This is a genomic window from Actinoplanes sp. NPDC019969 (genome assembly GCF_055562375.1).
Genome location: NZ_JBVHFK010000020.1, coordinates 13,151 through 40,128, shown reverse-complemented (window position 1 = coordinate 40,128; position 26,978 = coordinate 13,151). Strand labels below are relative to the sequence as shown.

Below are 26,978 nucleotides of genomic sequence, written 5' to 3'. Positions count from 1 at the left end.
GAGTTGCCTGTATGACCGCCACCGCCTGGCCCGAGTCTCCGCTGGACGCCGTCGACGCGGCGTTCATCGTGCTGACCACCGGCCCGCAACCGCTGCTGCTCGACCTGGACCCATTGCGGGAGGGCACCGACCTCCCCGCCGGCCAGCCCGACCTACCGACGTTGCGGCGCTGGCTGCTCCAGCACCCCCGCTCGTACCAGGCTCGAGACGCGGTATGGCAGGAACTGATCCGCCGCGCCCGCCTCGACGGGCCCGCCTGGGTCATCGCCGCGACTGCACTCGCCCTGCCGGCACTGCGCCGCTACGCCGGGCAACTACGCCGCGGCTGGGGCGGCGACGCCCACGACCTGGACGCTGAGATCCTCACCGGCTTCCTGACTGCCCTGCGCGACCGGGTCGACCTCACCCGGCCGGCACCGTACGCGTCACTGTGCCGCGCGGCCTGGCGCGCCGGCCACGAACTGCAACAGCGCGACGGCGCCGAAGCGATCCCGCTGCCCGAGGACATCCTCGAACACGCCATCGGACCACGAACCCCCAAACGCCCGTGGGGACACCCCGACCTGCTGGTGCGCCGCGCCGTCGAACTCGGCATCGTCGACGCCGACGACGAACAGCCCTACATCGACCTGCGGCTCGGCCACCGCGCGATCGAACCAATCGCCGCCCGCCTCGGCCTACCGGTGGACACCCTGCGCCGCCGCATCGAACGCCTCGACGCCCGCATCGCCGAAGCAGTCAACGACGGCACGCTCACCGACATCATCTCCCCGCAGACCCGCCAGACATGGGCGCGTAAAGCCGAGCAACGCCGCCGGATCCGAGCCGGACGCGGCACCGCCGCGTTGCAGCCACAGGCTGCCTAACCCCAAAAGGCTGCAACCAGGACCGAGTCAACCGCCCGGCCCCAGCGACGAATCACTCTCCGGGCCGGGCGAACAGACCCGATGACGTGTCACAGTCATCGCTCGGAAGACTTGGCTGTCCCCTTCGCCATAGCATGACCCGGTGTCGGCGTACGCCTTGGCCTGCAGAGCCGGTACGCCACCAAGTGCACAGCAGCCATCGACTCGGCGCGTCGGGACTGTGCCAGGAGCGGTGTTTCCGGCCCGACACGCCGGGTCGAAGACCTGGCGGGATGGGCACTGTGAGTGATGACATCGAACGTTGTGAGTCCACGGAGAAAGACCGAGGGTGACGGGCGGCAGCTGTCGCCGGAGCAGGCCGCCGCGGCGGCGATGGTGGCCGAGGCCAAGGCGCGCGGGCTGGAACTGACCGGCCCGAACGGCTTGTTGAAGCTGTTCACCAAGAATGTCCTGGAAACGGCGCTGAACGAGGAGATGACCGAGCACCTCGGTCATGAGAAGAACCAGGCCGAGCCGGGACGTGAGTCGACGAATGTGCGCAACGGTAGCCGCGGGAAGACGGTGATCTCGGATGCGGCCGGCGAAGTCCGGATTGATGTACCCCGAGATCGGGAGGGCACGTTCGAGCCGCAGATCGTCAAGAAGCGGCAGCGCCGGTTGACCGAGGTCGACGAGATTGTTCTGTCGTTGTACGCGAAAGGAATGACAACCGGGGAGATCTCCGCGCATTTCGCGGAAATCTACGGGGCGTCGGTGTCGAAGGAAACGATCTCGCGGATCACCGACAAGGTCGTGGCCGAGATGAACGAATGGTCGACACGGCCACTCGACAGCGTGTACGTGGCGGTGTTCATCGACGCCATCATGGTCAAGGTGCGTGAGGGTCAAGTCGCCAACCGGCCGATTTATGCGGCCATCGGGGTCACCGTGGACGGCCGCAAGGACGTGCTGGGCCTCTGGGCCGGTTCCGGCGGCGAGGGCGCCAAGTTCTGGATGAGCGTCCTGATCGACTTGAAGAACCGGGGCGTGCGGGACGTTTTCTTCGTCGTCTGCGACGGCTTGAAAGGCCTGCCGGACACCGTCGAGGCGGTGTGGCCGGAAGCGATTGTCCAAACCTGCATCATTCACCTCATCCGGAACACCTTCCGTCTGACGTCACGGGCGGATGCCGACGCGATCAAACGAGACATTAAGCCGATCTACACGGCGGTGAACGCTGACGCCGCGCTCGCCGCTCTGGACGACCTCGACGAGAAATGGGGAAGCAAATATCGGGCGATGATCCGGTTGTGGCGAAACGCGTGGAACGAGTTCATTCCGTTCCTCGATTACGACGTCGAAATCAGAAGGGTGATCTGCTCGACGAACGCGATCGAATCATTGAATGCCCGCTACCGGCGTGCCGTCCGCGCACGCGGGCACTTCCCAAGCGAGCAGGCCGCGCTGAAATGCCTGTACCTTGTGACCCGCAGCCTGGACCCGACCGGGGCCGGCCGCACCCGGTGGACGATGCGCTGGAAGCCCGTGCTGAACGCCTTCGCCATCACCTTCGGTGACCGCTGGCCGGCCGCCGAAACCTACTGACCGAAGAGCCGGAAACACCGATCACGGTACGGACCCGGCGCGTCTGCGCAGGCTAATCGCGAGGAGCTTGTCGAAACGCAGAGGCACCGCGTTGGCGTAGTGGATGACCGGATCTGCCGAGTTGAGTGCGCATGAACTGCACGCATGGACCTCGACAGGCTCAGTTTGGGTTCGGCTGCACGCTGCTGGGCCCCAGCTACTGCTTCCCGTCCCAGGCGCGGGCCGCGACACTGTCGCGTAGGACATCACAACCATTATCAAGCGGAGTGGTGAGATAGGCGTGAGCGAAGGTGGCAAAACTACAACTTTGTGGCATCCTGCTGGGACTCGCGAAATTGACTACATTCGCGCGTCCGGATGGCGGCAGTGGCCGCCGGTACCGCGCGGGCGCTTGTACTTTTATCCGATCCTCCATGAAGACTTCGCTATATCTCAGGCTCAGCATTGGAACTCCTTAGGCACGGGGAACAGATACGTCCTTCGCCTATACACCGAGACCGACTTCATTAGGCGCTACTCGACGCGGTCGTTCGGTGGCTCCGCCGCTCCTATGTTGTGGGTGCCAGCAGAGGGCATGCACGAGTTCAACACGTATTTAGTCGGGCCTATCGAGGTCGCGCACGAAATCCGGTGACCCCGCAGCATTGCCATCCCGTAGAGTGGCCGGTCGTTGAGTAACCGGCAAGTCGTCGTCAGTGAACGTTCCGGCGGCAGCCACACGGCACCGGGCAGCTGTGCGACGTCCTCAACTGCCGATGTGAGTGCTTCTCTAAATTCCCGTAGGCTGCTGAAATGCTCCGCCGGTAAGGAGATATCTGAATGTCGCCGCAGATGCCATCGCGGAGAAATCGTGAAAGTCGTCGTTTTTCGACGAATCGGCGAAATCGGATATTGACTTAATAATCGTCACTCGGCTTCCCATGCGCTCTGCCGCTCGCGCAACTCCGTACGATTCCATATCGAGGGCAATAGTCTTTCGATGAGCTGAACAGATCTTGTCACGAAACTCTTGTGACGCTACGACTTTATCACCACTGGCAATCACTGCATCCGCGTGAATCTTGACACGATTTCGCTTTCCCTCCAAGCCCCCAAGATTGGAGATTATAGATGCGGCAACTCTAACGGGATCATGCGTGTGTCGCCAAGAAGGAGCGTTCTCCTCGGACTCTTCGGTCAGCTTCTGTGACTCATAGTAGAGAATCTGTTCGGGAACAACCACATCACCAAGATCTACTCGTCCGGGCACCCCAGCTGCAATCCCTAGTAGCACCACGTGAGACGCTTTCGTTCGGATGAGCGCTTCCTGCGTGACTAACGCGGCGGGCACCGACCCCATGGATCCAATGAGTACGATCTCGATTTTCCATATGTAGCCAAACCTGTCAGTGATCTTCGAACGTGTGACGGCTCCCCCAAGAGGAGGGCGGCTACCGAGCGCCCGCGTAGCAGCTCTGAACTCCTCGGGCAGTGCCGTAACCACAAGCAAGTCGGCTCTTATATCGGGAGGAGCTAGACGGAGCTCAAGGTAATTATCCAACACCGTTTTAGCCGGATTGAAATCGGCTTGAACCTCTTGAATCCTGTGTACATCCGCTTCAGTCTGCCAGGTTCCGTTGAGAAATAAAGGGACCGCATCTAGGGTGGCAAGTAAGTCCTCCTGTGTCGGCCGAGACAAAGCGGAGTCGTTGATGACACTTCGTACCGATCCATCTTCCCCGCAGAATATATCCAGGTATGGCTCAAGTTCCCTTATCCGTCGAACCCGGTCTGGGGTGGCGTCAACGCTTCCGAATAGCAGTATATCGATATCCGAAATCGGGTTCGATGCGCGGCGTCGGCGCGATCCGAAAATGTATGCGTCGAACGCGGCTAGGTTAAGGATCTCTTTCAAATCGAGAAGAACCTCAGCCAAATCGACTACGCGTATCGTGTGCGCATCACCATCGTCGGGAAGCATCGCACCAGACTATTCGCAGCGAGCGGTGATCTTGAGTTTTTCGCTAAAACTCGAAAGCTGGGAACGCACTCCTACCGACCAATCGCATCAGTAGACAAGGTACGCCACAGAAGCACTTCTGATACTGCGCTCACATGCCGCTGATCGGTTGCGTCGGCTCGTTGCGGTGGTCGGCTGTAAGCCCGCCCCACCACCGAAGTTTTGACTTCTTCCGTGGTGGCGACCCACTTGGCGTATCACTCCCGGCCCGTGAGCGTTTGACTCCGCAGCCAATCTGCTTTGCTCATATCGCTGTCCGGGCACCATCCGGCCGGTACTCTCCGGTGGTGAATATCGAGGGAGTCGTGGCGTCAGCCGAGGAGCTTCTCTCGCGCCCCTTTATCCGCGAGGCGCCTGAGGTCAGCGACTGGCTAGAAGGCGAATGCCAGAGCGGAACAGAAGCACACTTTGCCCCAATCGCGGTTTTCCAGAGTCTGCACGAGACACCCGCTGACTACGACCTCACTGCTTCGCAGCTATACAACGACGCATACAACCGCTTCGACCAGCAGCGGCAAGAAATCGTTGGCGCGCTGACGGCTCGATGGGGGCCACCCCAGCAGTACTCCTTCCAAGCGGAGTACGACCGGGTCACAGCCGACGACGAGAGCGTCTCACTGCTCGAATACGACCTTGCCATGTTCACCGGTGATAACCAGGTTCCGGCCTGGCTTCACGAACATCGCGTCGTTACTCTGCTCCTCGGTCAGATGGACAAGGAGTTTCCGATCGTGCTGACCATCGCCGTCATCAAAGCGGGAATCGGTGGACGAGCTGCAACGCACTGATCTGCCGCGATCCGCGCGGTGGCCAGCCGGCGCCGTCGCTGCTGGCAGGCGGCGGTGACTGGCCAGCGTCTTTTCGTGCCGATGAGAGGACGTCGATACCGTCGGCTTGGCCTACCCTCGCGGGCGTGGACGATCGCATATGGCACCAGAACTCCGACGTTTCTCTAGTTATCCGCACTGACTTCACTCATCCACAGGAATGGGATGAGATTCAGGTGGCAATCGCTGAACCGCAGACGGAGGAAGGGTTTATGGCGTTCGTTGCGTTCGTGGATAACCGCGCGTACGAGAAGATCACGCCGTCACAACTGGTGGAAATGGTGCCTGAAGACGTGGATCACGCCGTCGCCTTCCTCGTCGACGCGAAGACGCTGACCCACCCGGACCGCCCGCTCCTGGTGGTCAACCTCTACGACTACGTGGAAGGTCTGGAGGATCAGGGCAAGGGGCCTCAGTACGGTGCCACGTTCCGAGTCGTGCCGTCAGAGATGTGGTCGGTTCAGAACAACCTCACGATTTCGAACATGGATTGGGAGGAGTTCGCCGAGAATGTAGACAGCGACGGCATCTTCCGCGGCTTCGAGTAACGCTGGGCTTGACCCGTTTCGACGGACGGGGTCGATGAGTTGATCTTCAGGCTATCTTGAGGGCGGGTAGCGGGTTGATGTCGGTGCCGGTCTCGTAGGCGGCGGGGCTGAGGTAGCCGAGGCTGGAGTGCCGGCGGCGGGTGTTGTACCAGCCTTCGATGTACTCGAATGCGGCCTGGTGAGCGGCCTTGCGGGTGGGCCAGGACTGGCGGTGGATCAGCTCGGTCTTGATCGTGGCGAAGAACGATTCGGCGACCGCGTTGTCCCAGCACTGTCCCCGCCGGCCGACGCTGAGCCGGACGCCGTGCCGCTGTGCGAGGCGGGCATGCTGAGCACTGGTGTATTGACAGCCGCGGTCGGAGTGGAAGATCAACCCGTCGGGGGGTCGGCGCCGGGCGATGGCGTCGTTCAGGGCGGCGTCGACCAGGTCGGTGCGGAGGTGGTCGGCGGTGGCCCAGCCGACCACGCGGCGGGAGGCGAGGTCGATGACGGTGGCCAGGTAGAGCCACCCTTCCCAGGTGTTGATGTAGGTGATGTCGCCGCACCAGCGGGTGTCGACCGCCGCAGGGTCGACGGTGAAGTCGCGGTCGACCAGGTCCGGCCGGGTCCCGGTATTCGGATCCGGAACCGTGGTGGTCTTCCAGCGGCGCGGGCTCTTGCCACGAATCCCGGCCTGGCGCATCCGGCGGGCGACCCGTTTACGCCCATGCCGCAGCCCGGCCGCAGCGAGTTCGGCATGGATACGCGGCGCCCCGTAAGTGCCGTTCGACGCGGCGTGCACCGCGATCACCTGCTCGGTGAGCTGGGCGTCGACCCGAGCATGGGTGGACTGCTCGCCGCGGGCGTGCTGGTAGTAGGCGGACCGGGAGACCTCGAGCAGTTCGCAGGCACGCTTGACGTTGTGCTTGCCGGCCTGCTCCGCGGCGATGAACGGATACACGTTCACCGGGTCTCCCTCACGAAGAAAGCCGTCGCCCGTTTGAGGATGTCGACGTCCTGCTGCAGGCGGCGGTTCTCCGCCCGTAGCCGGGCCAGCTCGGACCGCTCGTCGGAGGTGAGCCCGTCCGTGCGGGTGCCGGCGTCGACGTCGGCCTGCTTGACCCAGGCCCGCACCGCGGTCTCGGTCAGGTCGAAGTCCTTCGCTACCTGCCCGACGGTGCGGTCACCGCGCTGACACAACTCGACGATCTCGGCCTTGAACTCGGGCGTGAACGCCCGCCGCGGCCGCGATCGCTTCTTTCCCACGTTCTCCATGATGCTGGACATCCTCCCGGAGACCCCAGGTCCCCTGATCTTGGATGTCCGTCAAAACGGGGCAGGCCCACGCCCAGTCTGGTGCGTTCATCTGCCGCTGATCGCGCTCCGGACCGATTGCTGCGGGCGCGGCCGGTTGGTGAGCTGTGACGGCTTGACGTCGTATCCCGCCGATGAGGCTCGGCTAGAGAGTCGACCGAGATGCGCCGGAAACCGACAATGGCCTGCGATCACGGTTCGGGCTGTGATCATTCGGCTGATCCGAGGACGAGCCAGGCTGCGGATACTTCCCCGATGGCCACCGTTGATCTCATCCCCGCCCCAGCCGGCGACGCGGTGACATTCCGTCTGCGCCGGCCCCGGCTGTGGCTGCGGATGGCACTGATCTTGATTCCCGTGTTTCTGCTGGTCCGCGGGATCGCGATCGGTCTTTCGCTAGAGGAGTGGGACTTCACTGAAACGGTGATCTGGGTGCTGCTGACGGCGATCGCCGCAGCAACCGGAGCCGTCCTCAGCGCCGGTCGCAATCTCGGCTGGATACGCGCCTCGGCCGCCGGCTTGGAGTTCGCGGCCACCCGCCGCCAACCGGTGTTCTTGCCGTGGTCGGCGGTTCAGTCGGCCGGGCTGCGCTACACCGGCCCGTTGACCGAGCTGCTGATAACTCCCACGAGCCTGAACGCCGCTACCGTCGCCGCCGTTCCGGCGTGGGCACCACGGGTACGTCGACGCTCGGGCAGCCCCGTGTTCATCGTCGACGTCGGCCTGATGACGCCCGGACCGTCGGCGCTGCTCGCCGAGCTGAACCGGCGGCTTGTCGCCCATCGTTGAGGCAGGCCACCCTGGCGTGAGATTTCCCGTGCTTCCCGCTAGGCGGCCGCCCTCTTCTGCCGCTGTTGGTGCTCGGGCTGTCACCGTCGTATCAACCGGTGGCCGGCTGCGGCGGTCCGGGGTCTCGTGACGCCTGGAGGGATGTATTCGCATAGGCGTCGATCCGCCCGGGCTGTTCACCGGGCCTGCCGAGGTCCCTGCTGGCTGCCTATCATGGGCCGGGTGCTGCGCCTGCAACGATATTGGTCGACGGTCCTGCAACACGACTTCACCCCGCACGGGATCTGCAACGACGAAACGTATGGCCGTCTACCGCAACTTCCGGAACAGCTGTTCACCGGTGATCTCGACTGGCTCACCGCCGACGCGGCGGGACCGGACGCCCGGTACATGAAGCCCTGCGCAGTCCCGAGACTAGCGATGTACGAGCTAGACCACCGGCTGGCACGCTGCGGCCTGTACCTGCCAGCCTCATTCGTTACGTTCATGAGCAGTACCGCGCTACAGCAGATGGTTCCTTCGCCCTTCGACAAGTGGCGGATGTCCGGGCCTGCCCTCAGCCCAGCCGAACAGCACGGCTGGCTGCTGGGATTCATGGTCGACGCGCACGGTGCCGACTGGCAGGCATACCTCTACCTCGCCGCTGACGGCACCTGTCCTGTACTCGGTAGCTTTGGGCCGCTCACTCCGGATCGCGACGAGGAGCCCGAAGAATCACCCTCGTGCACGCCGACAGAGTTCGCGGACGCCGCATACTGGATCGCGCCGAGCTTCGAGCACTTCCTGTACCGCTACTGGGTAGAAAACGTCATCTGGTCCCACATCGTCGACCAGCAACGCCCCGCGGCCAAGCTACCTTCCCTGGCCCGGAGCTACTTCACGCTTCTTCAGGACCTGGACCGCCCTCCGCTCGATGTCCGGCCGTCGCCATTGGCCTGGTTGATAAAAGATCCTGACCAGCTCGAACTGTGGTAAGGCGCGTGATCGATATCGCGGCTTCCTTCATCAGTTACCCGCGCTGATCACTTACTCAACTGCCGCCGGTCGTGAGGTCACTCAGGGGCGCTGCGGTGTTGGAGTTCCTTCAGCCAGGGGCGCGGCCGAGCATCGTAATGCAGGAAGCGCCCATCGGGGCCCGGCAGCAGGTGGATGCCGTGGAGAAGGTCCAGCGCCAGCCCGACAATGCCGTCCTCGCCAGCCTGCCCGCGGTTCGCCGAATCCTCGGCCAGCCGGATCGTCAGTGACACTGCCAGAGGAAACGTCCCTCTGCGCCGTCGGCTGAGACGAAGATGTAGGCGACTCCTCCATCTCCGAAGTTGTGCCCGAGGCGATCGCTCAGCTGACCGACCAGCTGCCAGTCCGAGCCGGGCGGATCCGGGCTTTGAAGCCATACGGGATCCCCGCCCAGGAACTCCAACGGCATGTCTCCCGTGCCGGACGCCACGTCCACGGGCAGGTGGTCCTCCGTAAACGCGGACCCGGCGCGTTCGCCTTGCACGACGACAAATGACGGGACGCGCCCACCCGGCTGGATGATGACGGCATTCTCACCTCCCTCCGGCTCGAAGGTGTCGTCGATCGCGTGGGCGTCCTCGTCCCATTCCTCGGGTCCGTCACCGGCGGCGGCCTCCTCGTCCTCCATGTCGAAGAGGAAGGGGTCTGCCATGAACACGTACGCCAAACGAATTTCACCATTGCCGTCATCAAGGCGAAACTGCCCGATGAACGGCATCGGCCGGTCACATGACCGGGACATCGGCCATTGCGGTTCCTGCAGCCAGGTCGGCTTACCGCCCAGCTTGGTAACCGGCGCGTCGACCGCACCAGCGGCCGGCTCGTATCGCACCACACGACGCATGGTTCCCCCGGAGTGTTCGACTGGTGAGGTTGAAGTGTGGCGCATCCCTGCAGCGCTCGAATCGGCGGACCAGCAACCATGCCCGACCTCCGGACATACTCTCTTGCCGCGATGTGCCTGGTGGCTGGCCTCCTCCGTCACAGCTTCCGGTGGTGGTGACTGGCCGGCATCTTGTCGGGCCGAGACGAGCACGCGGTTAGGCTCCACACTTGTAGACGTTGCGGGTCAGTGGCCGCTCAGATCAGTTCACGGCTGTATCAGTTGTCGATCTGAGCCGCCTTCAGTCGCGTTGCAAGGCCGTCGATTCCGGCTGGAAGATCTTTGTGCCATCCGATTGGCATATCCTCGACCTTCTCATAGGCGCCCACGATGGTCGGGCCTTCGGCAGTTGTGCTCTCGAAGAGCAGGCCCTGGGGAGTCGGCTGGAGGAGACGGGTGCCGGCCGGTCGGCCGGCCTGGTTGTTGACGAACCGTCCGCCGGCAGGCGCCACCTCTGTGGCGTCCTCTCCGAAAACCATGAGCTTCGCGCCGGCGGGGACAGCCTTGTTGAAGTCGGCAACGGTTGAACACGGGACGTCGCCGGCGCAGATCGGCTGCGCCATTTCGACGTACGCGAAGCCTCCATCGCCATCCGGCCCCTTGATGGCCTTACTTACCGCGACTTTCATGACGACGTGCTGTTGTTCTGATCCAGCACCGGACAGCGTACGTCCCTGAGTAAAGCCCACGACCTGCCCGGCGAATACCGCCGTGACGTTCTTGTCCGCCGCCAGAGCCTCCGGGCTGCCGAACACCATGTGATCGGAGCGATCGGAGCCGGCCTCTCCGAATACGGACGTGTCCACCGCGCGCGCCGCGGTGGCGCCGGGCACGAAGGTCGCCGGTGCCGAATCCGGAACCGGAGCGGTCCGCGACCCACCTCCCGGCCAGAGGCCCACGATGAAAGGCCCGACCAGAACCGCCGCGACGGCTGCTACCAGCCCTGGCAGCAGCCACCAGGACCGGGTCGTGCCTCCCGGCGACCGCGGCTGGCGCATCCATCCGGCAAGGGCGCGGCGGCGCGGCAGCGTGCCGTCGGCCACGAACTCCGCCATGACCCGGGAGCGCAACGCCGCGGGCGGACTGTCCGGCGGATCGAGCTGGGTGCCGAGCCGGTCGAGCAGGTGCAGTTCGTCGGTCATGAGTCCTCCGTCATGCGGGTCGGGTCAGTACTGCCCAACGCCTCACGGATCTGGCGGCGAGCACGGTTCAGCCGGGAGCGCACCGTCCCGATCGCGATGCCGAGGGCGGTTGCGGTTTCGTCGTAGCTCAGATCGCTCCACGCGATCAGCAGCAGCACGTCGCGGTCGCGGCCCTTCAGCTCAGCCAAGGCCGCCGCCAGCACACCACCGGCGGCGCCCGCGCTGACCACCTCCACTACCCGGTCGGCCAGGCCCTCGTCGTCCCGCGGAGCCCTCACCGCGGCGGCCGCGCGCAATCGCGCGTCCTCGATACGGTGGTACCGGCTGATCTCCTTGACCAGGATCCCGAACAGCCAGGGCCGGGCGTCGGCGCGGTCGATGTCGTAACTGGCCCGCCGCCGGAATGCCGCCAGAAAAGTCTCCGCCACCACGTCCTCGGCCGCCTCCGGACCAAGGCGCCGGAAGGCAAACCGGTACAGCATCGCCGCGTACCGATCGTAGATGAGCCCGAACATCTCCGGGTCGCGGCCCGACGCCTCTATTACGGCAGAGTCGGATTCGCGTTGACCCATGTCCAGCATCACCGGCGACGCCGTCTCGTTGAAGCCATACTCGGTCCTCCAGTCACCTGAGCAGTGTGGTGATGTCTCGCCATCTCGACGCTGACCGGTTCACGCCGCTCGGCCGACAACGGCGACGGCCACCAGGAAGGTCAGAGACGGCCCGGTCCGGCGTCTGCCACCGGACTCGTCGATCCCTTGAGGGGGCCTCGGCGCAGCAATGCGTCGGGGCTACCCGACTGCGTTGAAACGAGCGGGCACGCGAAGGCGGGCTAATCGCCGCGACCCGGCGATAGGGCTTGACCTAATCTCTCCGTTGGTGGCAGATGACGAGCACTCCACTGCGCCGGCCGCGGACTGCAGACAACGGGCTTACCTCTACTTCGAGAAGGATGTCGATGCGGGCGAGCCGCCGTACGACATCGAAGATCTTGATCTCATGGCGTTCGAGCCAGACGATGTCACCCGCTTGGTCGGCCTGCAACCGACCGAAGCGTGGCGACGAGGCGATATGCGAGCCGGACGTCCCGAGCCGCAGCGATTCAGTAGCTGGACGTACGAGTCACCCGAGATTCGAACGTATCTCACCGAGGAAGTAGTCACCGGGCTCCTGGACGAGATCGAGCCTCACGCCGCGGGCATCGTCGAGGCCTGCGCCGCCCTGGGGATGCGTGTCGGGATCAACGTGGTCATCGAGATGAGCGGGGACCGCCATACCGAGGATGGGGGGATCCACGTCTCCACCGCCGCTATCACGTACACAGCAGATACCTTGAAGCGACTGGCTCGACTCAACGTGATGATTGATCATGACCAGTACGTCGACTTGCCTGATTGATGCTCACGGCCTTTCCCGGGTACCGTACTCAACTACCGCTGTTCGCGCTCGGCTGGCGCCGTAGTCACGGGCGGCGGTCGACAGCTGAGGACCAGGGTCTTGTCATGCCAAGATGAGTGGGATTCTCAGGACGTTCGAAGGCACTTAAGAAGGACTACTGCGTAGCGGAGTCGGCTGATCCGAGCGGACGGAGTTGATACTCGTGAGTTCCCGGATGATCGAGGGGCCAGGCGCAGAATACGTCATCCTTTCCGAGCGCCTCCAGAGGACATAGTGCGACTTCCTCGATGCGTCGTTCCGCAAGGCCACCCCAAAACAGCCAGGCGCTTCTCTCGATATCAGATGCCTTCTCCGCGCCGTAGGGGACGGCAACTAACGCCGCATGCTGTCCAATATGTCCTACTTCATATTCGCATCGGCCCGGATGCCAGAAATCAAATTCCTGATCCTCCCGATCGTTGATTCAAATCAACTCGTCGGCAGACAGAGCTACTGATTCAGTGCAAGTGGGAAATGCCTTCGAGGTCCCGGTCATGGTGAGGATGATGTGGCATCGGATGCTGTTCATGCAACAATTTGTCCGCCCCGGACAAACAATGGTCGGATGATCGCGAACGATCTCCTCCTAGCCCTCGGCGTCCGTGTAGCGCGTCTCCGCTGTTCACTCACATGCCGCCGTCCGTTACTTTGCGAGTTCGGAACGGAGCCGGCGCGATGGCGTAGGCGCCGACATGAGGGAGCGTGAACCCGGAGTCGGGAAGACCCGCCCAAGCCTCAGCCGCTGGGCTCAATCTCCGGGGCGTCCTTCGGCCAGCCGTCACTCGTGTTGATCGGACCCTGTAAGACGAGCAGTGACCAGCGCTGGGTTCCATCGGGCTCGACCGTGACGGTTACGGTTCCGGCTGACGCCCCGACCGGTTCGCCGCTGAGAAGCCTGGGGACACCATCGCAGCTGCTCTTGGCCTCGACCGTTTCGGCCCCACCCGAGGTACCGACTGTGATCTTCCCGCCGCCAGTGCATCGGTATCGGACCGTGAGAGTGCCCTGCTCACCTGGCTTGCCAAACGACGCCTGCCACTGGCCGGTGCGTCCCATAAGACGAGCCAAGATCCCTGCGGTAGTCGGTCCATCGCTGACCTGCACCGGAGGAGATGGCGAGGTCACAGCCGGCACGTTCACCGGCGCATCCTCATCGCTACACCCGGAGAGCGAGATGACGGCTACAACGGCAAGCGCCGCCAATCCCCTCGGAGTCACGCTCTCATTCCTACCCTGACCTGCACCGTAGCGTCTCCACTTCCACGTACGGCCCCATGCTGGCAGACGTGAACAGGGCGAGAAGTCTCCCAGGAATTACTGATCTGCCGCCGATCGTGCGCGGTGCCACCACGATGTGCATATGGGTTACTCTTCGGCCGCCAAACCGGGATTTCGGTCCTGAGGCCGGATCCATCGCCGAGTGAGCGGCTTCGCCTCCTTGGGTTCCGTCTCGACGAGGCCCATTGCGAAGGGGAGGAACCGCATCTCGTACCGGCGGCCGTCGTGCTGCTCCGTGGCGGCGAGTCCCTCGAGAATTTCCAGGAGCCGGCTTCGCTGTTGGTCGGGCATCTCTGTGATGAGGTAGGCGGTGCCCTCCTGGAGATTTCCGACTACCCACTCGTCGACATCCTCGTCCGGGCAGGTGTCGAGCCACCAGGCGATGTCAACGAGCAGGCTGATTACGCGCTTGAGCGTCTCGCTGCCAGATTTGTTGGCGAGCTGTGGTGCGTGAGGGCAGTCAGGAAGCTGGCCGGCGGTCCAGTCGATGTCTCGCTTGACGGATGCCACAGCATTCAGGTCAACCTGGCCCTTCGGGTAGTGACTCAACCACGTGAAGAGATCGGTGACGTGGCGGTGAAGCAGGAGGGCGAGGTCGGCATCACCATGGTCGGTCATGACTGTGACGCTAATTCCTTTGCATGCGCCGAAACATCCGGATCTGCCGCGATCCGCTCCAGGACTGGGCCGCCGCCGTCACGGCCGGTGGACAACCATGACGGGCTGGCGTCCTATCGTGACGAGCACCCCACGATCGCGTGTTCCAAGTGGGCTGTGCGGGTATGGCCGGAGTCTTCTATCGGCCTGTCAGCAGCGGACTCGGCCTCAGGAGGAAGGTCCTTGGCGGCGCCTGTCCGCGTCGGCGATGGCGTGCCGAACCGCCAACCGGATCAACCAATACATGATCGCAAGACCGGCGGCGTAGATGAGTATGACAACCAGGTAATAAGGGTGGAACTCGGTCATGACTGGATTATGTTCCACGCCAAACCCTCGCCGTTGAAGTTCTAAAGAGCACCGTCTGGTTGCTCGTGAAGACGCGTGGGGCCACTGGCATGCCATGCCTCACCGGGGGTCCAAATCCCCTCCGTCCCGCAACGCACTGTCATGCCGCATATCGCGTGGTTGCGGCAGGGGGCGTTCGCGATGACGGTAGGTTGGGGGAGTTCGTGTCACAGGGCATGCTGCGGCGGTTGCTCAAGATCGAATAACCTCTTCTGCCGCGATCCGGGCGTCGGCTGACACCCGTCGATTGCTCCTTGTGAGCGGTGGTGGGGGTGCCAAACTTCTGGCCCTGCAGCGCTTCGCGTCGCAAATCTCTCCACTGGAATCCGTACGCCGACACCGGGCTGCGGCATGAGGGGTCAACGAGCGACAGCAGCCTCGACGCTGGCCGATATGATCGGCCAGCTTCAATCGATCGGGGGATGCGGATGGATGACGGCGCGGATAGCCAGGCGCGGAGCACCGTAGCCGCATCGGGTGCGGTCGGGCCCGAGGAGCCGGTGTTCTCGAACCGCCTGTGGGTGCTCCTGGCTGTTGGTCTCTCCGTCCTACTGGTAGTAGGCGCCGCCATCGTGGTGACCAGCAGGAAAGATCAGCCGAAGCCCGGACCTGCGAGTTCCACCGAGATGTCCCTGTCGTGGGAGCAGGCCAACGAGCGCAAGATCAAGGCGGGCGTGGAGATCGCCGCCCGGCGCAGTGCTGCGATGATGGCCGGCGACGAGGCGGGCTGGCTGGCCGACATCGATCCCACCGCGACCGCGGCCGTGGAGTTCGAGCGGATGCGGTTTCGCAACCTCCGATTGCTGAACCCCGCTCACTTCCGGCTCGTCTTCGTCCCCACGACCGTCCCGAGCGACACCTCCACCTACCTCGTCAGGCAAGCTGTGCGCCTGCCGTCGGATGTGGCGAACTCGGGCAGCTACCACCAGTGGAAGATCGACATCCGCGGGGACCGGCCGATGATCACCGCGTCTGCGGGGCACGTGATGGGCGACCAGCAGGACCGGACGTTCAACACCCCCTGGGACGATGTGCCGCTGCGGGTAGCGCGGGGCAACGGTGTGACCGTGGTGGCCGCGCAGGACAGCCTCTGGGATCCGGGCGCCTACCTGGCGGCGGTGACCCGGGCCCGGCAACTGGTCGTCTCGGTGTGGGGCAACCGCAAGGGCGCCACGGACTTCACCCTCTTCCTCGGCGACGAGCGGCAGTTCCGGCGCTGGTTCGGTGTCAACAGTGTCGAGCACGCCATCGGAGTGGCCACGTTCCCCGGACTGGCCGACGAAAACGGGGAGCATCGCCGGGCCGTACGCGACCGGGGCCGGTCCCTCGACGACCCGGCGAAGCCGCGCCACCTGGAGCTCACCGCCGGGGCCAGGATCACGCTGGACATGACGAAGATCGGGGCGCGAGAGATCGAGAAGGTCGCAGCGCACGAGATGGCCCACGCGCTCGGCCCCCATCTGCTCTACAACCTGCAGCTCACCAGCGACCCCAAAGTTCCGGGCAACGATCAGGCGAGCTGGGTGATCGAGGGTTTCGCCCGCTGGGTCGAGCACCTGGCCGAGCCGGGCTCGGCGCAGGCCGGTGCCGCCTATGTGCGCCGCAACATGACGAGGTTCCGGCCGGCCACACTCTTTCCTACCAACGCCGGTTTCCACACCGGCGGCAACGAGCGGACGAACTTCAACTATGAGCTGGGCGCCGCCTACTTCCTGGCCGCCGAGAAGGTCGGCGGCCGGCAGAAAGCCGCGGACCTGTACGTGACGCTGTGCAACAGCACGGAGCGAGAGCTGGTGGACGGCCCCCTCAACGTGACACTGAAGGGCGCCGGTCTGGACCCGTCACGGCTGACGGCCACCTACCGCGACCTGGTGGGCTGACCGATGACCGCCGCCGGGTCCCTGCGCCGGCGGCGATCACCGGGCGGCGGAACGCGCGTCTCACGGAAGAGCCGGCTACCGGAGGCTGACGAATCGGGCTCCTGACCGGGGCCGCGTCGGCCGTGGCCCAAGTGGGTGAGCCGGCGCGCTCGGGCTCGCCGATGACTCCGGGGCTTCCGCCTGTGAAGGACCCGTCTGTCCCTGGGCGCTACATTGCCGATACCTGCCAGTGGACCAGGCCGAGCGGTGAACGGGTGGAAGCCGGTGAGCTTGCATTACGAGTGGACACTCTCGCTGCGTCTGCGCCCGGACGTGCCCGCATCATTGCTGGAGGAGCTCCGTTTCCACCTCGGTCTGGCTGAGCAGCTGCCTGAAGAGGCTGAGCTGGAGATCGACCGGCCTTGCCTGTTCACGGAGCCGGACGATGCTCTGCCCGGCGGCAGCGTGCGATCGTTGATTGCTCAGCAGCCGTATGTGAACCGGCCCGGCTCGTGGGGGCTGTTCGTGCGGACGTTCGTTCTCGACGATGTTATGTATGAGCTGATGTCGGTGGTGCCGGCCTGGCTGGCGCGGTGGTCGCTGACGCAGGGGTGGATCGGTCAGGCGCGGGAGGAGCTGTCGCTGCACCCCTGGCTGAACTTCTACGTGCAGGACGGTCATGCCTATGCGGCAGAGCCCGGCGGCAGCGTGGAGCCGATGGATGACACCGCGCCGCCTTTCACGCTCCGCCGCACCTTCGATCATGCATAGCTCAGTGGCGGTCTGACCGGGGTCTGTTGCTGGCTTCGGGGGCCAACTCGATCGGGTGCATTCCTCCTTGTCGCTTGACGTCACCCGCCCTTCAGCGCGTCCCACGCTCACGCCGATGATCTGACCCTGCGAAGTCACCCTGCGCGGTCCCGGAGCGGATTCCGGGCCGCACTGACAGGCTTGTCAGGATTGGGTCAGATCCGTGTCAGGTGGGCGAGTGTTCGCGGGAGCCGACAAGCCCCGGTTTGAGGGTGCGGATCCGTCGCGGCACCGACTCATGGCGCCGGTGAGGGAGACGCCCGCCGCCTGGTCCCGGAACCTGTCGGGTGCGGTCGGTGTGAGCCGGTGACGATCTCGGGTGCCGCGTCTGTGATGCGCTGACACTCATCATCGCGAACCCGACAAGGGAGGACGAGCTCCTCCCGAGATACCGGCTCACGTCGCGACCGCTGCCTCGTCTCGGGGCCCGGGCGGCGGTCTTCTCGCCGTTCGAGCAACGCCGCGGCCCTCTCCTGTAGGACGGGCCGCGGCGGGAGGTGACCCACTCATGTACCGCACACCGCGGGCACGCCGGCGTGCCCTGATCATCCCTGTCCTGACCCTGGCCCGTCGAGTCGCCGGTATCGCCGCGCCCGCCGTGGTGGCCGCGTTGATCCTTCTTGCTCCGGTTGCCGCCTCTGCCGATCCCGGCACGGTGACGGTGGCCGCGTACAGCCTGCCGCAGGTCGTGACGAACCTGCAGATGTGGATCATGGGCATTCTCGCCGGTGTCGCCACGCTGTTTCTGATCCTGGCGGGGGTGTACTGGGCCACTGCCGGCGGCGATCCGGCCCAGGTCGACAAATCCAAGAACGCGTTGAAGAACGCGCTGGTCGGCTACGGCCTGGCGGTGCTGGCCCCGGTCCTGCTGCAGGTCGTCCGCGGCATCGTCGGGGGCTGACCGATGGGCTGGCTCGACCCGATGGGCTGGCTCGACGGCATCCTGGACGGTTTCGCCAGGCTGCTGCTGGACAGCCTCACCACGATGATCGGGCTGATCACGGACTTCCTGCTGGTTACCCCGAACGTCACCGGCCTGCCGCAGGTGCAGGCGCTGACCGGACGTTCCCTCTGGATCGTCGACACGACGTTCGTGCTGGTGTTCCTGGCCGCCGGTGTGCTGACCATGACCGATCAAGGGGACGAGAGGTCCCGCTACACGGTCAAGGAACTGGTGCCGCGCTGTGTCGTTGCGTTCATCACCGCCCACTTCTCGCAGCTCATCGCCGGCCGGATGATCGATCTGGTCAATGCGGTCACCGCCGCGTTGACCGACCGGGACCTCGACCGGGACGGCGCGTTCCAGGCGATGCGCCGGCACATCACCACCGCGGGCGAGAGCGGCGGCCTGCTGATGCTGATCTGCCTGGCGATCATCCTGTTTCTGACGGCCGCGACGTTCTGCTCGGCGATCGTGCGGATCACGGTCGCGTTGGTGCTGACCGCTGCCGCGCCGATCGCCCTGGCCTGCCACGCGCTACCGCAGACCGACCCGATCGCCCGGCTGTGGTGGCGCTCGTTCGCCGGGGTTCTGGCCGTCCCGCTGCTGCAGGGATTCGTGCTGTTCGCCGCCCAGTGGATGCTGCTGGACCCGGCGGCTCTGCTGCCCCAGCTGGGCCTGCCGGTCGAGCCCGGCAGCGTGCTGAACCTGTTCATCGTCATGGTCCTGCTGTGGCTCTGCGTGCGGGTGCCGGGCCTGGTCGGCCGGTACGCCGCCGACGGTGGCCGCGCCAACGGGTTCCTCGGCGCGGTGGTGCGGGTCGTGGTCGTGCAGCAGCTGACCCGGGCCCTGCCGATCATCCGGAGGCGCCGATGAGCGAGCCTCGTGATCCTGACGTGGTGCGGGCCCGGATGCCGGCCGACGTGGATGCTCCCGACAAGGTCGCCTACGGGCTGACCTTCCGTCAGCTGGCGATCCTGGCCGTCGCCGCGGTCTGCGGCTACGGCGCCTGGGGGCTGTTGCGGGATCTCGTCGCGGTGCCGGTGCTGCTCGCCGGCGGCGTCGTGGTCGCCGCGCTGGCGTTTGGGCTCGCCGTCGGCCGCCGGGACGGCCTGCCCCTGGACGGGTGGCTGCTCGCGGCGATCCGGTACAGCCGGGCGCCGCGGGCGCTGTCGACCACCGACACCACCGCGAAGGTTCCCGACTGGGTCCAGCCGCCGGCGGGGAAGGTCCTGTTGCCGGCGCCGTTGCGGCTGCCCGCCGACGCGATCACCGGCGACGGCGAGATCGTCCTCGGCGGCAGCCGGGCGGCGATGGTCGCCGTCACCAGCGTGAACCTCGCGCTGCGCACCGGCGACGAGCAGGCCGCCCTGGTCGGGGTGTTCGGCCGGTGGCTCAACAGCCTGTCCACGGCCACGCAGATCGTGGTGTCGGCGCAGCCGGTCGACCTGCCCACCCACGCCCGCACCCTCGCCGCGGCCGCCGACACGATGCCCCATCCGGCGCTGGCCGCCGCGGCGGCCGACCACGCCCGGTTCCTGCACGATCTCGCCGAACGCCGTGACCCGTTGCGGCGGCAGGTCCTGATCGTCACCCGCGCCGGCACCGGCGAACGCGGGGAGCACGCCGCCCGTCGCCGCGCCGACGGCACCGTGCGGGCGCTGTCCGGGCTGGGTGTCACCACCCGCGCCCTGGACGGATCCGCCGCCACCGCCGCCCTGGCCGCGGCGGCCGACCCCTACCGGCCGCCGCGGCCCGGCGGGCTGGCCGCGCCCGACGCCGTCATCACCGGCCCCACACCGGCCCCATCGAGGAGACGATCGTGAAGACATTCATCCGCCGAGGACACACGCCGCCGCCCGGCGGCGGGATCTCGTCGCTGGCGGCCACTGCCGCCCCCGCCGCCGTCGAGGTGACCCCCCGCTGCCTGCGCGTCGGGGACGGGTACGTCGCGACTCTGGTGGTCACCGGCTACCCGGCCGAGGTCGGCCCGGCCTGGCTCGAACCTTTGCTGTCCTGGCCGGGCCGGCTGGACCTGGCCCTGTACATCGACCCGATCCCCGCCCCCACCGCCGCGGCGCGGCTGCGGACCCAGCGGGCCCGGTTCGAGTCGTCCCGGCGCGCCGACGCGGCCACGGGCAAGCTGACCGACCCGTACGTCGAGGCCGCCGCCGACGACGCCGCCGACCTCGCCGAACGCCTGGCCCGCGGGGTGTCGAAGCTGTTCCGTGTCGGCCTGTACCTGACCGTGCACGCCCGCACCGAGACCGCACTGCTGCAGGCGTGCGACCAGGTGAAAGCCGCCGCCGCGTCCACGCTGATCGAAGTGCAGCCGGCGACCTGGCGGCAGCTGCCCGGCTGGACCACGACCCTGCCGCTGGCCACCGACAGTCTGCAGATGCGCCGCACCATGGACACCCAGGCCCTCGCTGCCGCGTTCCCGCTGGCGTCGGCGGACCTGCCGGCGCCGCTGCCCGGCGACCCCGCGACCGACGGCGGGGTGCTCTACGGCGTCAACCCGGACTCCCAGGGCATCGTCTGGTGGGATCGGTGGAGCCAGGAGAACTACAACAGCATCGTGCTGGCACGCTCCGGCGCCGGGAAGTCGTACCTGGCCAAGCTGGACGTGCTGCGCCAGCTCTACCAGCGGGTACGGGTCGCCGTCGTCGACCCCGAGGACGAGTACCTGCGCCTGGCCGACGCCGTCGGCGGCGCCGTCGTGCGGCTCGGCGCCCCCGGCGTGAAGATCAATCCTCTTGATCTGCCGGTCCGGGACAGCCGGCCCGATGTCCTCACCCGCCGCGGCCTGTTCCTGCACACCCTGATCGCGGTGCTGCTGGCCGAGGTGCCGCCGCCGGCCGAACGGGCCGCCCTGGACCGGGCCATCCTCGCGGTGTACCGGCAGGCCGGGATCACCGCGGACCCGGCCACCCACCACCGCTCGGCGCCGCTGCTGGCCGATCTCGCCGCGGTCCTGGCCGCCGATCCCGATCCGGCCGCCGCCCAGCTCGCCGCCCGGCTCGCTCCGTGGGTGCACGGCAGCTTCTCGCAGCTGTTCAACGGCGCGACCACCACCCGCCCGGACGGGCACCTGGTGGTGTGGTCGTTGCGGCAGCTGCCCGACGAACTGCGCACCGTCGGCACGCTGCTGGCACTCGACGCGATCTGGCGCGGCGTCGACGCCCCCGGCCCGGCCGGTCTCGGCGTGCGGCGCCTGGTCGTCGTGGAGGAGGCGTGGCTGCTGATGCGCGACGGCGAGGGCGCCAAGTTCCTGTTCAAGATGAGCAAGGCGGCCCGCAAACGCAACGCCGGCCTGTCCGTGGTCACCCAGGACGCCGCCGACGTGCTGGGCACCGGCCTGGGCCAGGCCGTGGTGAGCAACGCCGCCACGCAGGTGCTGCTCAAGCAGGCGCCGCAGGCCATCGACGCGGTGGCCGAGGCGTTCGGGCTCACCGCCGGCGAGCGGCGCATGCTGCTGTCCGCCCGGATCGGCCACGGACTGTTGATCTCCGGGCCGCAGCGGACCGCGTTCGAGGCGATCGCGTCGCGGGCCGAACACGCGCTGGCCACGACGAAGCCCTCCGACCTGGCAGGCCTCGACGACGAGGAGACCGGCCTGTGAACCCGCTGTCGGTAACACCGGCCGCGCCCGGTATCGCGCCGCCGAGCGTGTCCACGCAGTGGATTCTCGACGCCGCCTCCTGGACCATCCAGCGGCCCTGGCTGCTCGGCATCGCCGCCGGCCTGCTCGTGACCTCTGCGGCGGGCCGGAACCTCCTCGCCGGGTGGCGGCACCGCCACCATGCCGGCGGCGCCCGCCTGGTCACGATCGCGCCGCCACCGCAGGTCGATGCGTCCAGCGCCGCGGCGCTGTGGGCGAACCTGCACGGCACCCTGACCCCCTCCACCCGCCGGCGATGGTGCTACGGCAGCCCGCACGTGGTCTGGCAATACCGCTGGACCGGCCGGCAGCTGCTCATCAGCGTGTGGGTGCCCGGCACCGTGCCGCACGGCGCGGTCGAGGCCGCGATCCGCGCCGCCTGGCCCGGCGCGGCCTGCACCACCGGCCAGAGCGCGCCGCCGATTCCGCTCGGCGTGCCGCAGGCCACCGGCGGGCACCTGCTGCCGCAGGCCGCGGAGTGGCTGCCGTGGAACACCGACCACGACAACGACCCGCTGCGGCCGTTGATGTCGGCCGGCTCCCAACTGAAGAACGACGAGTATGCCTGCGTGCAGGTCCTTGCTCGCCCGGCCCCGCCCCGGCGGGCGGCCCGGGCGCGGCGGGCCGCCGGCCGGCTGCGCGACGGCACGTCCGCGATCCCGGCGATCAACCCGGCGGCGCCGCTGCTGTGGTTGTTGGAGATCTTCCTGCCCGGCCGCGGCACACCAGCTCGCAGCAGTGCCCCGGCGGTTCGCCGGGATCCGGGCGTGGAACGCGACGTGCGCGCGGTCCTGGACAAGACCGTCCACAGCCTGTGGACAGTCGGCATCCGCTACGTCGTGGCCAAGGACAACGAACGCGGCGGCACCCACGCCCGCGACCGGTTGCGGGGCATCGCCGACACGATCGCCTCCGCGTACGCGGTCTACGCCGGCCGTAACCGGCTGGCGCATCGCACCCGCATGAGCCGGCCGGTGGCCGTGGCCGCCGCCCGGCGCCTCGGCGCCGGGTTCCTCGCCTCCACCCCCGAACTGGCGGTGCTGGCCGCGCTCCCGCGGGACCTGGCCGTGCCCGGCCTGGACCGGGCCCGCGCCAAGTCGATGCCCGCGCCGGTGGCGGTTCCTACCGGCGGCCGCGCGGCGAAGGTGATCGGCGACGCCGAGATCGGCGCCCACCCGGTCGCCCTCGCGGTGGCGGACGCCCGCTACCAGCTGCATGTGGTTGGCTCGACCGGCTCCGGCAAGACGACGCTGCTGGTGAACATGGCCGTCGACGACATCAAGGCCGGCCGCGGCACCGTGGTGATCGACCCGCACGGCGACCTCGTCCTGGACATCCTCGACCGGCTCCCGGCGAGCGTCGCGGATCGGGTGGTGCTGTTCGACCCCGACCAGCCCAACCCGCCCACCATCAACCCGCTCGAAGGCGACGACCCGGATCTGGTGGTCGACAACATCGTGAGCATCTTCGGCAACATCTTCGCCAAGGCGTGGGGGCCGCGGATGGACGACGTCATGCGCGTCGCCTGCCTGACCCTGCTGCGGCATGCCAACGTCACCCTGCAGCACATCCCGCCGCTGCTCAACAGCGCCCAGTTCCGGTCGGCGATGACCGTCGGACTCGACGACCCGGCCGGGCTGTCCGGATTCTGGCAGTGGTACGACTCGCTGAACCCGGCGCTGCGCTCCCAGGTGATCGGGCCCGTGCTGGCCCGGCTGCGGTCGTTCCTGCTGCGCGACTTCGTCAAACGCACCATGCGGTACCCGCGCAGCAGCTTCGACATGGGCAAGATCCTCGACGGCGGCGCGCTGCTGGTGCGGATCCCGAAAGGCCAGCTGGGGGAGGACACCAGCAAACTGCTCGGCAGCCTGATCCTGGCCCAGGTGTGGCAGGCCGCTACCGCCCGCGCCAGCGTCGCGCCACAACGGCGCCGCGACGCCACGCTGATCATCGACGAGGCGCAGAACTTCCTCACCCTCGCCTCGTCGCTGGACACGATGCTCGCCGAAGCCCGCAAGTACCGGCTCGCCATGGTCCTCGCGCACCAGGACCTGGCCCAGTTCCCGAAAGACCTCCTCGCGGCGGCTTCCGCCAACGCCCGCAACAAGATCTTCTTCTCGGTGGCGCCCGAAGACGCCCGCGTCCTGGCCCGGCACACGATGCCCGAACTCGACGAGCACGATCTGGCGCACCTGGACGCCTACACCGCCGCCGCCCGGCTCATCGTCGACGGCCGGCAGACCCCAGCCTTCACCTTCAAGACCCGCCCACCGAAACCGGTCGTCGGAGAGGCGACCGCGATCCGGCAGGCCGCCGCCGCACGCGTGTCGGCACAGGACACCAGCGCCATCGACGAACTCGTGGAGAAGTATTCGGCCCCGTCCGACGACGGCCGCCGCCGGCGCGGAGCCAACAGCGAGAACCCGCGAACCTGACCCCGGGCGAACCGTCAGCGGCCACACCCCGCCCTGCCCAGCGGCCCCGGTCTGTCAACACCGGCTGGGCAGTCCCCATCGGGGCCTATCGATCACCGGCCGGGTTTCCGTCGTGGCTTCACCCGCCCTTCACCACCGGTCGCCGATGCCGCCGACAGAACCGGCGGCTCGCGCCGTGTTCGCCCAGCACCCGCCGCCGAGCCCGCCGCCCGGCGTCGCCGCGCGAACTCCGACACCCCTCCACCGGAGGGACAACCCTTTCCGCCTGAAGGAGCACCCTCGTGTCCGCTTCCAACGTCTCCCCTCCGGCGTCGTCTGCCGCGTCGCGCCTGCCCGCCTCCGTCCGTCCCGTGCGGGCCTCGGCGCGGCTGGAGCGCCTGGACCGGCTGCGCCGCCTGACCGGCCGCGACCATCTCCTGCTGGCCTGGCTCGCCGAGCACTACGTGCTCAGCACCGCCCAGATCACGGCCGCGCTGTTCCCGTCCCCGCGCGCGGCGCGGCTGCGGCTGGCGGTGCTGCACACCCTGCAGGCGGTGACCCGATTCGTCGACGTCACCACCGGCGACCGTCAGTACCTCTACACCCTCGGCCCGCTCGGCACGGTGGTCTACCCGACCCAGTACAACGATCCGCTGCGTGCCGACGGCCGGGAACCACGGTCCGCCGTCGAACGCACCGAACGCATCATCGGCAGCCGCCGCCTGCCCCATCTGCTCGGCACCAACCAGCTGTTCATCGACCTACACTCCTACACCCGCACCGACCCGCACGCCCAGCTGCGGCGGTGGTGGTCGGAACAGCACGCCACCAACGTGTACGTCCGCGCCGGGATCCGCCCCGACGGCCACGGCGTCTGGGACAGCGGCGGCCGGCAGGTCGGGTTCTTCCTCGAACACGACAACGGCACCGAGACCATCGGCACCGTGCTGCGCAAGCTGCGCGCCTACGAGCAACTCGCCGCCTACGGCCCGCGGTACCCGGTACTGCTGCGCGTCCCCGGCCGCCGCCGCGAACAACACCTGCTCGACGTGCTGGCCGGAGTGCGCCTGGCGATGCCGGTCGCCACCGGGATCCACGCCGAACACCCCGCCGGGCCCGCCTGGACGCTGACCCACGAGCCCACGGCGCGCCGGTGGCTGCACGAACTGCCGTCCGACCACGGCCCCGACAGCCCGGCCACGAACCCGCACCGCTACACCGGCGCCACCCCGCTGTAGCCGCCAGGGCCCGGTCCCGCGGCGCAAGCCCTCCGGGCGACCCCGGGCGGGCCCGCGATGTCTGACAGAACCCGCACACCGGCCTGCCACCCGCACCACCGCAGTCCGACAGCACAGGTCAGAGCACATTCCGGCGATCATGGGCGCGGCCGGTCCTGACAGAGACGGCCGCTACCGTTTCCGGCAACACCTCACCTCACATATCGCTCCACCCGGTCCGGTCCCGCCCTGGGGAACCACCGCCGCATCCACACCGGTGCCCGCACCCACCGCCCTCCCCTGCGAGGCCGGTCGGCGCCCGCGCCGCGCGGCGACCCGCAGGTCGCACCGCACCACAGCACCAGCAGCACCGAATCCCTCAACCCCCTGTGAACCGACCCACGCACCCGGTGGGCCGGTCACTTCCGCGTGCCCGCAGCACGCCACACCCCGGGAGGAACCCATGCGCACTAACACCGCGGCCCGCAACGGCCGGCGCGTGCCCAACCCGCCGGCACCGGCTGCCGCCAACGAACAACCGTCGGTCCGGCCGGCCGCGACCATCACCACGATGATCGTGTCCCTGCCCGACGAGCTGTCCCGAGAGCCGCTGACGGCTCACCACCTCGACCGGCACTTCGGTGTCTCCGGCACCCTGCGGCCGCGGTACTGGGCCAACCCCCACCTGCACCTGTGGCAGCTGCGCCACCTGATCGGCCGCGCCAAGGCCGTCAGGAACCAGCCCCTCTGGTGCGCGGGCGGACCGGCTCGGCTGCTCGATCTCACCGGCCTGCGGCACGCCGCCGGCGTCGGTGCGGGCATCCGCCACCAGCTGTGGCAGCAGGCCGTACAGGGCACCCGCCCCGCACAGCCGTGGGTCACCTTCCACACCCGGCACCTGAGCGAGCCGGGCAAGTACAGCTACGAGCAGGCCGCCGCCGACTTCTGGCAGCAGGCCCGCATCAGCGCGATGCGCGCGCACAACGCGGCCACCGTCGGCACGCCACTGGCGATCGACGAACTGGAGATGCTGCAAGCCGGACCCGCGGCCTACCAGCACTACAGCGCCATGACCGCGATCTGCGGCGACGCGCTGCTCACCGCCGAGGGCGCCCACCTGGCACCCGCCAGCGACACCTTCGCCGACCGGATGACCTACCTCGAGCAAGCCGTCCGATACCTGGCCGGCATCGACAACACCGGCCAGCGGCTCGTCGCGGTCACCCTCTGAAACACCCCGCGGACCGGTCCGGTAGCTGCCCTCACACCCCCGCACCCCAGGGACACGGCAGCCCGGACCGGCTCCACCTCGAACCGGCGCTCGCTCCGCCACCTGACGCGGAATCCGGCCAGCCGGTGACCACCTGACCGAACGCCCGCGCCGCCGTTCACCGGCCGCCAACCCCGGCGCC

General features: G+C 67.4%; 25 protein-coding genes. 16 read left to right on the top strand and 9 right to left on the bottom strand.

The genetic code is table 11. The annotated features are described in order from the left end of the window. The first annotated feature begins 11 nt into the window (after positions 1–11). Complete coding sequence (locus tag ACZ3II_RS40110) at positions 12–866, top strand: hypothetical protein (RefSeq protein ID WP_465525461.1); 855 nt, start codon at positions 12–14, stop codon at positions 864–866. A 288-nt stretch (positions 867–1,154) separates the two neighbouring features. Continuing rightward, positions 1,155–2,450, top strand: coding sequence for an IS256 family transposase (locus ACZ3II_RS40105; protein WP_465525459.1), 1,296 nt, complete (start codon positions 1,155–1,157; stop codon positions 2,448–2,450). 769 nt (positions 2,451–3,219) lie between these two features. Here ACZ3II_RS40105 and ACZ3II_RS40100 read toward each other — a convergent pair. Further along, entirely contained in the window at positions 3,220–4,410 is a 1,191-nt protein-coding gene (locus ACZ3II_RS40100) for a phosphorylase family protein (RefSeq protein ID WP_465525457.1), read from the bottom strand. A 326-nt stretch (positions 4,411–4,736) separates the two neighbouring features. Here ACZ3II_RS40100 and ACZ3II_RS40095 point away from each other — a divergent pair, with 326 nt between their 5' ends. Together ACZ3II_RS40095 and ACZ3II_RS40090 are read left to right on the top strand one after the other, a co-directional pair. After that, positions 4,737–5,237: a hypothetical protein gene (locus ACZ3II_RS40095; RefSeq protein WP_465525455.1), complete on the top strand. Its 501-nt coding sequence runs from the start codon at positions 4,737–4,739 to the stop codon at positions 5,235–5,237. Between the two features lie 125 nt (positions 5,238–5,362). Then, positions 5,363–5,824: a DUF6924 domain-containing protein gene (locus tag ACZ3II_RS40090; protein ID WP_465525453.1), complete on the top strand. Its 462-nt coding sequence runs from the start codon at positions 5,363–5,365 to the stop codon at positions 5,822–5,824. Positions 5,825–5,870: 46 nt separating this feature from the next. Here ACZ3II_RS40090 and ACZ3II_RS40085 read toward each other — a convergent pair whose 3' ends face one another. Continuing rightward, on the bottom strand, positions 5,871–6,770 hold the full coding sequence (locus ACZ3II_RS40085; RefSeq protein WP_465525451.1) for an IS3 family transposase: 900 nt from the start codon (positions 6,768–6,770) through the stop codon (positions 5,871–5,873). After that, on the bottom strand, positions 6,767–7,069 hold the full coding sequence (locus ACZ3II_RS40080) for a transposase (RefSeq protein ID WP_465525449.1): 303 nt from the start codon (positions 7,067–7,069) through the stop codon (positions 6,767–6,769). The genes ACZ3II_RS40085 and ACZ3II_RS40080 overlap by 4 nt, the downstream gene beginning before the upstream one ends. A gap of 303 nt (positions 7,070–7,372) precedes the next feature. Between ACZ3II_RS40080 and ACZ3II_RS40075 the strand changes: the two genes are divergently transcribed. Next, positions 7,373–7,906, top strand: coding sequence for a hypothetical protein (locus tag ACZ3II_RS40075; RefSeq protein WP_465525447.1), 534 nt, complete (start codon positions 7,373–7,375; stop codon positions 7,904–7,906). A 222-nt stretch (positions 7,907–8,128) separates the two neighbouring features. After that, positions 8,129–8,881: a hypothetical protein gene (locus tag ACZ3II_RS40070; protein ID WP_465525445.1), complete on the top strand. Its 753-nt coding sequence runs from the start codon at positions 8,129–8,131 to the stop codon at positions 8,879–8,881. Between the two features lie 77 nt (positions 8,882–8,958). On the opposite strand, the gene ACZ3II_RS40065 is transcribed toward ACZ3II_RS40070, so the two are convergent. The 4 genes from ACZ3II_RS40065 to ACZ3II_RS40050 form a co-directional block, all read right to left on the bottom strand. After that, positions 8,959–9,153, bottom strand: coding sequence for a hypothetical protein (locus ACZ3II_RS40065; protein ID WP_465525443.1), 195 nt, complete (start codon positions 9,151–9,153; stop codon positions 8,959–8,961). Further along, complete coding sequence (locus ACZ3II_RS40060) at positions 9,144–9,755, bottom strand: hypothetical protein (protein ID WP_465525441.1); 612 nt, start codon at positions 9,753–9,755, stop codon at positions 9,144–9,146. The genes ACZ3II_RS40065 and ACZ3II_RS40060 overlap by 10 nt, the downstream gene beginning before the upstream one ends. Before the next feature lie 266 nt (positions 9,756–10,021). Then, positions 10,022–10,945 (bottom strand): hypothetical protein, encoded by a 924-nt coding sequence (locus ACZ3II_RS40055; RefSeq protein ID WP_465525440.1) that lies wholly within the window; start codon positions 10,943–10,945, stop codon positions 10,022–10,024. Continuing rightward, complete coding sequence (locus ACZ3II_RS40050) at positions 10,942–11,517, bottom strand: RNA polymerase sigma factor (protein WP_465525439.1); 576 nt, start codon at positions 11,515–11,517, stop codon at positions 10,942–10,944. Before ACZ3II_RS40050 ends, ACZ3II_RS40055 begins: the two co-directional genes overlap by 4 nt. Positions 11,518–11,824: 307 nt before the next feature. On the opposite strand from ACZ3II_RS40050, the gene ACZ3II_RS40045 reads away from it, so the two are divergent. Further along, positions 11,825–12,343: a DUF4279 domain-containing protein gene (locus tag ACZ3II_RS40045; RefSeq protein WP_465525438.1), complete on the top strand. Its 519-nt coding sequence runs from the start codon at positions 11,825–11,827 to the stop codon at positions 12,341–12,343. A 1,404-nt stretch (positions 12,344–13,747) separates the two neighbouring features. On the opposite strand, the gene ACZ3II_RS40040 is transcribed toward ACZ3II_RS40045, so the two are convergent. Together ACZ3II_RS40040 and ACZ3II_RS40035 are read right to left on the bottom strand one after the other, a co-directional pair. Beyond that, the gene (locus ACZ3II_RS40040) at positions 13,748–14,278 is read right to left on the bottom strand and encodes a hypothetical protein (RefSeq protein ID WP_465525436.1); all 531 of its coding nucleotides are present in this window, start codon (positions 14,276–14,278) and stop codon (positions 13,748–13,750) included. A gap of 207 nt (positions 14,279–14,485) precedes the next feature. Continuing rightward, positions 14,486–14,626: a hypothetical protein gene (locus ACZ3II_RS40035; protein ID WP_465525434.1), complete on the bottom strand. Its 141-nt coding sequence runs from the start codon at positions 14,624–14,626 to the stop codon at positions 14,486–14,488. Between the two features lie 665 nt (positions 14,627–15,291). Here ACZ3II_RS40035 and ACZ3II_RS40030 point away from each other — a divergent pair. The 9 genes from ACZ3II_RS40030 to ACZ3II_RS39990 all read left to right on the top strand — a co-directional run bounded on the left by ACZ3II_RS40030 (position 15,292) and on the right by ACZ3II_RS39990 (position 26,797). Further along, entirely contained in the window at positions 15,292–16,545 is a 1,254-nt protein-coding gene (locus tag ACZ3II_RS40030; protein WP_465525432.1) for a hypothetical protein, read from the top strand. 264 nt (positions 16,546–16,809) lie between these two features. Continuing rightward, a complete protein-coding gene (locus ACZ3II_RS40025) occupies positions 16,810–17,295 on the top strand; it encodes a hypothetical protein (protein WP_465525430.1) in 486 nt (161 codons plus the stop codon). Positions 17,296–17,842: 547 nt separating this feature from the next. After that, positions 17,843–18,235 (top strand): pilin, encoded by a 393-nt coding sequence (locus tag ACZ3II_RS40020; RefSeq protein WP_465525428.1) that lies wholly within the window; start codon positions 17,843–17,845, stop codon positions 18,233–18,235. A 21-nt stretch (positions 18,236–18,256) separates the two neighbouring features. Next, positions 18,257–19,150, top strand: a complete 894-nt coding sequence (locus ACZ3II_RS40015) for a hypothetical protein (protein ID WP_465525562.1) — start codon at positions 18,257–18,259, stop codon at positions 19,148–19,150. Next, positions 19,147–20,100 carry a PrgI family protein gene (locus tag ACZ3II_RS40010; RefSeq protein ID WP_465525426.1) on the top strand — a complete coding sequence of 318 codons (954 nt, stop codon included), beginning with the start codon at positions 19,147–19,149 and terminating at the stop codon, positions 20,098–20,100. Before ACZ3II_RS40015 ends, ACZ3II_RS40010 begins: the two co-directional genes overlap by 4 nt. Positions 20,101–20,108: 8 nt before the next feature. Next, positions 20,109–21,896: a VirB4 family type IV secretion system protein gene (locus ACZ3II_RS40005; protein ID WP_465525560.1), complete on the top strand. Its 1,788-nt coding sequence runs from the start codon at positions 20,109–20,111 to the stop codon at positions 21,894–21,896. Further along, complete coding sequence (locus ACZ3II_RS40000; protein ID WP_465525424.1) at positions 21,893–24,370, top strand: type IV secretory system conjugative DNA transfer family protein; 2,478 nt, start codon at positions 21,893–21,895, stop codon at positions 24,368–24,370. The genes ACZ3II_RS40005 and ACZ3II_RS40000 overlap by 4 nt, the downstream gene beginning before the upstream one ends. A 329-nt stretch (positions 24,371–24,699) precedes the next feature. After that, on the top strand, positions 24,700–25,587 hold the full coding sequence (locus ACZ3II_RS39995) for a replication-relaxation family protein (protein WP_465525558.1): 888 nt from the start codon (positions 24,700–24,702) through the stop codon (positions 25,585–25,587). 442 nt (positions 25,588–26,029) lie between these two features. Further along, on the top strand, positions 26,030–26,797 hold the full coding sequence (locus ACZ3II_RS39990; RefSeq protein ID WP_465525422.1) for a hypothetical protein: 768 nt from the start codon (positions 26,030–26,032) through the stop codon (positions 26,795–26,797). The last annotated feature ends 181 nt before the right edge of the window (positions 26,798–26,978 follow it).

Coding starts and splice junctions, on each gene's coding strand:
- ACZ3II_RS40035 (WP_465525434.1), bottom strand. CDS start 14,626: ATGACCGAGTTCCACCCTTATTACCTGGTTGTCATACTCATCTACGCC.
- ACZ3II_RS40055 (WP_465525440.1), bottom strand. CDS start 10,945: ATGACCGACGAACTGCACCTGCTCGACCGGCTCGGCACCCAGCTCGAT.
- ACZ3II_RS39990 (WP_465525422.1), top strand. CDS start 26,030: ATGCGCACTAACACCGCGGCCCGCAACGGCCGGCGCGTGCCCAACCCG.
- ACZ3II_RS40010 (WP_465525426.1), top strand. CDS start 19,147: ATGAGCGAGCCTCGTGATCCTGACGTGGTGCGGGCCCGGATGCCGGCC.
- ACZ3II_RS40050 (WP_465525439.1), bottom strand. CDS start 11,517: ATGGGTCAACGCGAATCCGACTCTGCCGTAATAGAGGCGTCGGGCCGC.
- ACZ3II_RS40100 (WP_465525457.1), bottom strand. CDS start 4,410: ATGCTTCCCGACGATGGTGATGCGCACACGATACGCGTAGTCGATTTG.
- ACZ3II_RS40075 (WP_465525447.1), top strand. CDS start 7,373: ATGGCCACCGTTGATCTCATCCCCGCCCCAGCCGGCGACGCGGTGACA.
- ACZ3II_RS40020 (WP_465525428.1), top strand. CDS start 17,843: ATGTACCGCACACCGCGGGCACGCCGGCGTGCCCTGATCATCCCTGTC.
- ACZ3II_RS40030 (WP_465525432.1), top strand. CDS start 15,292: ATGTCCCTGTCGTGGGAGCAGGCCAACGAGCGCAAGATCAAGGCGGGC.
- ACZ3II_RS40105 (WP_465525459.1), top strand. CDS start 1,155: ATGACATCGAACGTTGTGAGTCCACGGAGAAAGACCGAGGGTGACGGG.
- ACZ3II_RS40040 (WP_465525436.1), bottom strand. CDS start 14,278: ATGACCGACCATGGTGATGCCGACCTCGCCCTCCTGCTTCACCGCCAC.
- ACZ3II_RS40015 (WP_465525562.1), top strand. CDS start 18,257: ATGGGCTGGCTCGACGGCATCCTGGACGGTTTCGCCAGGCTGCTGCTG.
- ACZ3II_RS40110 (WP_465525461.1), top strand. CDS start 12: ATGACCGCCACCGCCTGGCCCGAGTCTCCGCTGGACGCCGTCGACGCG.